The organism is Ideonella sp. B508-1, from assembly GCF_000333615.1.
Lineage (GTDB): Bacteria > Pseudomonadota > Gammaproteobacteria > Burkholderiales > Burkholderiaceae_C > Ideonella.
The window spans coordinates 1-5918 of sequence record NZ_BADL01000499.1 but is presented as its reverse complement, the minus strand read 5'-3'; the positions used below and the strand labels follow the sequence as shown (position 1 = coordinate 5918).

Sequence of the window (5918 nt, the reverse complement as noted above, 5' to 3'; positions counted from 1 at the left end):
TGATGGCAGCCGGCGAGTCGCAGATCACCGAGCAGCACCTCTCGGACGACTTCCTGGACGATGTGCGGCGGCAGACGCCTGCGGCCCACGGCGCCGCGCAGGAGGCCTCGTTGCCGGCGGCGGCGCCCCCGGCCTCGGCCTATGCCGGTTCCGGTTACTCCGAGCCGGTGCCCGCCTGGGCCACCGCGGCACGCATGCCCCAGCCCGCGCCCGTGGAGCCGGCGGTGGAGGCGCCCACCGCGGCCGGGCCCCGCACCCTGGGTGAGGCCGAGATCGATCTCATCCGTGCGGCGGTCGACGCGGCGCAGGGCAACATCTCGCTGGCCTCCAAGCAGCTGGGCATCAGCCGCAACACCATCTACCGCAAGCTGCGCTGGGCCCAGAAGCCCTGAGCGATCTGCTGGCACGGGACAACCCTGTGTCAGTGGCGCCGGCCTGTCACCCGACTGTCCCACCCTGGTACAGCCTGGACAGGCGCTCCGCCGGGAGGCGAGGGCCGGCGCCGCGCCTGGCATGCAGGCAAACCCGCGGCGGTCCTTCGGCCCCAGGGGGCGAAGGGGCCACCCAGCTCGGGATGAACCCCTAAGCGCGTCGGATTCGCCGCAAAGGGGCATGGGCTTTGCAAAAGAAGGGACGTCCGGCGCGGGATGGGCCTGCGCCGGCACAAGAACGACCCTGATGGAGACCTCCATGACCTGGACCACCCCCGCCTTCCAAGACCTGCGCTTCGGCTTCGAGATCACGATGTACATCGCCGCGCGCTGAGCGCAGGCCTGTTCCCGGGGGCGGCTGCCAGGGTCTGCTGACGGCCACTGCAGCCCCCCAACTTCCGAATCTCTTCGGTGTCTTCCCATGAAAATCCTTGTGCTCGGCTCCGGCGCGGGTGGCGGTTTCCCGCAGTGGAACTGCAACTGCGCCCTGTGTGCCGGCCAGCGGCAGGGCCAGATCAGCGCCCAGGCCCGCACCCAGAGCTCCATCGCCGTCTCGCCTGACGGAGAACGTTGGGTGTTGCTCAACGCCTCTCCGGACATCGGCACCCAGATCCGCCAGCATCCGCAGCTGCACCCGCGTCACGGGCTGCGCCACACCCCCATCGAGGCGGTGGTGCTGATGGATGCGCAGATCGACCACGTCACCGGCCTGCTGGGCCTGCGCGAAGGCCCGCGCATCAACCTCTACGCCACGCCCTGCGTGTTCGAGGACCTGACCACCGGCCTGCCCCTGCTCAATGTGCTGGAGCATTACTGCGGTACCCGCTGGCACATGGTGCCCGTGGGCGCCGAACAGCACAGCGCCGAATTCGAGATCCCCGGCTTCGAGGACCTGGCCTTCACCGCGGTGGCCATTCCCGGCAAGGCGCCGCCGTACTCGCCGCACCGCCGCGAGCAGGTGGTGGGCGACAACATTGCGCTGCTGATCGAAGACCGGCGCGACGGCCAGACCCTGTTCTATTCCCCCGGCCTGGCCGAAGTGGGCGATCTGGAACTGGGCTGGATGCGCCGGGCCGACTGCCTGATGGTGGACGGCACCTTCTGGCGTGAGGACGAGATGCAGGCCGCCGGTCTGAGCGCCAAGTCCGCTGCCGAGATGGGCCACCTGCCGCAGACCGGCCAGCCCGGACGCCCCGGCATGCTGGACGTGCTGCAGACCACCCTGGCGCGCCGCAAGGTCCTCATCCACATCAACAACAGCAACCCCATCCTGGACGAAGGCAGCGCGCAGCGCGCCCTGCTGACCGCCAGCGGTGTCGAGGTGGCCTACGACGGCATGGAGATCACGCTGTGAACGCCCTGGTTTTTGACGCCGCACCCCCCGCAGCCGACGAACGCAGCCCCTGGGCCTGGACCGAGTTCGAGGCCCGGCTGCGCGCGCGTGAATCGCGCTACCACATCCACCATCCCTTCAACGGCCGCCTCAACCGCGGCGAGCTAGCGCCCTTCCAGGTGCGCGGCTGGGTGGCCAACCGCTTCTACTACCAGGTCCGCATTCCGCAGAAGGATGCGGCCGTGCTGGCCCACTGCCCGGATCGCGAGGAACGTCGCCGCTGGCTCGAGCGCATCCTGGACCACGACGGCCGGGGCGACTACGAAGGCAGCAACGCCGGCGGCATCGAGGCCTGGAGCCGCCTGGGCGAGGCCACCGGCCTGGCCCGCGAGGACCTCTGGAGCCACCGCCATGTGCAGCCCGGCGTGCGCTTCGCGGTCGACGCCTATGTCAACTTCGCGGCCCAGTCGCCCTGGGAAGAAGCGGCCATCTCCTCGCTGACCGAGATGTTCGCGCCCCGCATCCACGCCGACCGCCTGGCCGGCTGGCCCTCGCTCTACCCCTGGATCCAGCCCGAAGGCCTGGGCTACTTCCGCAGCCGCATTCCGCTGGCCACGCGCGACGTGGAGCACGGGCTGGAGGTGGCGCGCCGCTGGTGCAGCACCCGGGCGCGGCAGGAGCGGGCGCTGGAGATCCTGGACTTCAAGCTCGATGTGCTGTGGTGCATGCTCGACGCGATCGAGCGCGCCTACCCCGACGACCTGCCCGAGGAGCGCCGCCCATGAACTCCGCCCTGCCGCTGTCGGTCTCGCCCCGCATCGCGCCGCTGTTCCGGCTGCAGTACGAGGCGGCCCAGGAAGCCTGGGTGCTGCTCTACCCCGAGGGCATGGTGCGGCTCAACACCCCGGCGGCCGAGATCCTGCGCCGCTGCGACGGCCAGCGCGACGTCGCGGCCATCATCGCCGACCTGGAGCAGTGCTTCCAGCAAAGTGGGCTGGCCGGTGACGTGCAGGCCTTTCTGGGACAGGCCGGCGAGCGCGGCTGGCTGGTCTGAGCGCAGCCGCCGCAGGACACCGAGATGGCTCCCTTTCCGCCCACTGCCGAGGCCTCGGTCAAGCCGCCGTTCTGGCTGCTGGCCGAGCTGACCTACCGCTGCCCGCTGCACTGCGCCTTCTGCTCCAACCCGGTGGACTATGCCCGCCACGACCAGGAGCTGGACACCGCCACCTGGAAGCGCGTGCTGGCCGAGGCCCGCGCCATGGGCGCGGTGCAGCTAGGCTTCTCCGGCGGCGAGCCCCTGCTGCGCGAGGACCTGGAGGAGCTGGTGGCCCACGCCCATGGGCTGGGCTTCTACACCAACCTCATCACCTCCGGCATCGGCCTGACCGAGGCCCGGGCCCGCGCCCTGAAGGCCGCCGGGCTGGACCACATCCAGCTCTCCTTCCAGGACTCCACCCGCGAGCTCAACGACTTCATCAGCTCCACCCGCACCTTCGAGCTCAAGAGCAAGGTGGCCGGCATCATCAAGTCGTTGGGCTACCCGATGGTGCTCAACTGCGTGATGCACCGCTTCAACCTGCCGCACGTGGGCCGCATCATCGAGATGGCCGAGCGCATGGGCGCGGACTACCTGGAACTGGCCAACACCCAGTACTACGGCTGGGCCTGGCTCAACCGCGAGGCCCTGATGCCCACCCGCGACGAGCTGCGCGACGCCGAGGCCATGGTCATGGCCTACCGCGAACGCGGGGTCTCGCGCATGAAGGTGCTGTGGGTCTCGCCCGACTATGCCGATGCCAAGCCCAAGCCCTGCATGGCCGGCTGGGGAGCGGTCTTCCTGGTGGTGGCGCCCGATGGCGTGGCGCTGCCCTGCCACAGCGCGCGCATGCTGCCGGGCCTGGACTTTCCCAACCTGCGCGACACCCCGGTGCGCGAGGCCTGGGTCGACAGCGCGGCCTTCAACGCCTACCGCGGCCAGGGCTGGATGGACCCCACCTGCGCCGGTTGTGACGACCGCCACACCGACCTGGGCGGCTGCCGTTGCCAGGCCTTTCTGGTGACGGGCAACGCCGCGGCGACCGACCCGGTCTGCCCCAAGAGCCCGGCCCGCGGCCTGATCGACGCGGTGCTGGACGGGGCCCGCCAGCGGGCCGAGCCGGCCAGCGCGCCGCTGCGCTTCTTGCCCGGCGCGGCCAAGGCCGGCGGCCTGGTCTTCCGGGGCGATGCCGCGTCGCTGGCGCTCAGCGCCAACCCAGGCACGGACCCGGCCGCCGCGCCGGCCGCCGCATGCTGAGCGTGCGCGGCCTGACCCAGCGCTACGGCGCGCTGGTGGCACTGGACGACCTGAACCTGGACATCGCGCCGGGCAGCTTCACCGCGCTGCTGGGGCCCAATGGCGCCGGCAAGAGCACGCTGTTCCAGGTGCTCAGCGGCCTGTACGCGGCCGACGAGGGCGAGGTGACGGTGGCCGGCTGCTCCCTGGCCCGTCAGCCCTGCGCGGCCCTGGCCCGGCTGGGGGTGGTGTTCCAGCAGCCGTCCTTGGACCTGGACCTCACCGTGCGGCGCAATCTGCGCTTTCACGCCCGCCTGCAGGGGTTGCCGTCCGCCGACGCCGAGGCCGGCATTGCCGCGCTGGCCCAGCGCTTGCGCCTGACCGAGCAGCTGGACCTGCCGGCGCGCACCCTCTCCGGCGGCCAGCGCCGCAAGGTGGAGCTGGCGCGGGCCCTGTTGCACGGGCCGGCCTTGCTGCTGATGGACGAAGCCACTGTGGGCCTGGACCCGCGCTCGCGCCAGGAGCTGCTGGCCGACCTGCACGCCGGCGTGCGCGAACAGGGCCTGACCGTGCTGTGGGCCACCCACCTGGTGGACGAGGCGGCCCAGGCCGACCGGGTGCTGGTGCTGCACCGCGGCCACCTGCTGGCCGATGGCCCGCCCGAGGCGGTCACCCAGCGGCTGGGCGGCCAGACCCTGGAAGCGGCCTTCCTCCGGGCCACCCAACACTGAGCCGGCATCGAACCTTCCTGTTGTTGCCCCCGTCCGCGGTTCTCTCATGCGTTCACCCCATCCCGCCACCGTGCTCACACCGCCGCTGCGCCGTCGCGCGCCGATGGCCCATGCCGCCGGTGCCATCGGGGCCATCGTCGGCCGGGAACTGCAGCGCTTCGTGCAGCAGCGTGGCCGCCTGGTCTCGGCCCTGGTGCGGCCGCTGCTGTGGCTCGCGGTGTTTGCCGCGGGCTTCCGCCACGACCTGGGGGCCCAGCCCACCGCGCCCTACGGCGCCGCGGTGGATTACGCCACCTACGTGTTGCCGGGCCTGATGGGCATGGTGATGCTGTTCAACGGCATGCAGTCCTCGCTGGCGCTGGTCTATGACCGCGAGATGGGCCTGATGCGCCTGCTGCTCACCGCGCCGCTGCCGCGTCCGCTGCTGCTGGGCGCACGGCTGCTGGCCGCGGCGGTGCTGAGCCTGGTGCAGGTGGCGGCCTTCCTGGGGGTGGCCGCGCTGATGGACAGCACGCTGCCCTGGCATCCGCTGGCGGCCCTGGGCGGCCTGGTGGCGCTGCTGGTCAGTGCGCTGATGCTGGCCGCGCTGGGCCTGCTGTTGTCGGTCACGGTGCGCCAGCTGGAGAACTTCGCCGGTGCGATGAACTTCGTGATCTTCCCGCTGTACTTCCTGTCCACCGCGCTGTATCCGCTGTGGAAGCTGCAGTCCTCCGGCGCGCAGTGGGTCAGCAGGGTGGCCGAACTCAACCCCTTCACTCACGCGGTGGAGTGGATGCGCTTCGCCTTCCATGGCCAGTCGGCCGGGGCCTCGCCGTGGATCGTGCTGGGCACGCTCGTCGTCTGTTTCGCGCTGGCCTGCTGGGCCTATGACCCGCGGCGCGGGCTGGGCCGGGCCGGCGGCCGGGGGCTGGCGGGATGAAGGGAGAGCGGGTGATCGTGAGCCTGCTGCACCGCCTGGGCGCCGTCGCCCGCCACTGGGTGGCGGCCTGGGTGACGGTGTGGCTGCTGCTGGCCAGCCTGCCGGGCTGGGCCGGTCAACTCGATGCGGCCGCGCTGCAGGCCCGCCTGCCGGCGCCGCTGGTGCTGGGCGAGCGCGATGCGCAGCTGCCGGTCTGGCCGGTGTTCCGGCCGGAGACCCCTCCCGTCCCTGC

9 protein-coding genes are annotated in these 5918 nt (G+C 71.6%); all 9 read left to right on the top strand.

Annotated features, from left to right (window positions below; genetic code table 11):
• A partial coding sequence (locus I73_RS19700; protein ID WP_026096973.1) for a helix-turn-helix domain-containing protein occupies window positions 1-392 on the top strand: 392 nt, incomplete at its 5' end.
• A gap of 298 nt (window positions 393-690) precedes the next feature.
• Window positions 691-765, top strand: a complete 75-nt coding sequence (pqqA, locus tag I73_RS34525) for a pyrroloquinoline quinone precursor peptide PqqA (protein WP_148289865.1) — start codon at window positions 691-693, stop codon at window positions 763-765.
• A gap of 87 nt (window positions 766-852) precedes the next feature.
• On the top strand, window positions 853-1785 hold the full coding sequence (gene pqqB, locus I73_RS19690; protein WP_022982189.1) for a pyrroloquinoline quinone biosynthesis protein PqqB: 933 nt from the start codon (window positions 853-855) through the stop codon (window positions 1783-1785).
• A gap of 5 nt (window positions 1786-1790) precedes the next feature.
• A complete protein-coding gene (gene pqqC / locus I73_RS19685) occupies window positions 1791-2549 on the top strand; it encodes a pyrroloquinoline-quinone synthase PqqC (RefSeq protein ID WP_085944623.1) in 759 nt (252 codons plus the stop codon).
• On the top strand, window positions 2546-2818 hold the full coding sequence (pqqD, locus tag I73_RS19680) for a pyrroloquinoline quinone biosynthesis peptide chaperone PqqD (protein ID WP_022982187.1): 273 nt from the start codon (window positions 2546-2548) through the stop codon (window positions 2816-2818). Before pqqC ends, pqqD begins: the two co-directional genes overlap by 4 nt.
• A gap of 24 nt (window positions 2819-2842) precedes the next feature.
• Window positions 2843-4057, top strand: coding sequence for a pyrroloquinoline quinone biosynthesis protein PqqE (gene pqqE / locus I73_RS29275; protein WP_022982186.1), 1215 nt, complete (start codon window positions 2843-2845; stop codon window positions 4055-4057).
• Window positions 4051-4767 (top strand): ABC transporter ATP-binding protein, encoded by a 717-nt coding sequence (locus I73_RS19670; protein ID WP_022982185.1) that lies wholly within the window; start codon window positions 4051-4053, stop codon window positions 4765-4767. The genes pqqE and I73_RS19670 overlap by 7 nt, the downstream gene beginning before the upstream one ends.
• A gap of 46 nt (window positions 4768-4813) precedes the next feature.
• Window positions 4814-5686, top strand: coding sequence for an ABC transporter permease (locus tag I73_RS19665; RefSeq protein WP_051049297.1), 873 nt, complete (start codon window positions 4814-4816; stop codon window positions 5684-5686).
• A gap of 17 nt (window positions 5687-5703) precedes the next feature.
• The coding region (locus I73_RS29270) for a hypothetical protein (RefSeq protein ID WP_148289864.1) at window positions 5704-5918 on the top strand (215 nt) is incomplete at its 3' end.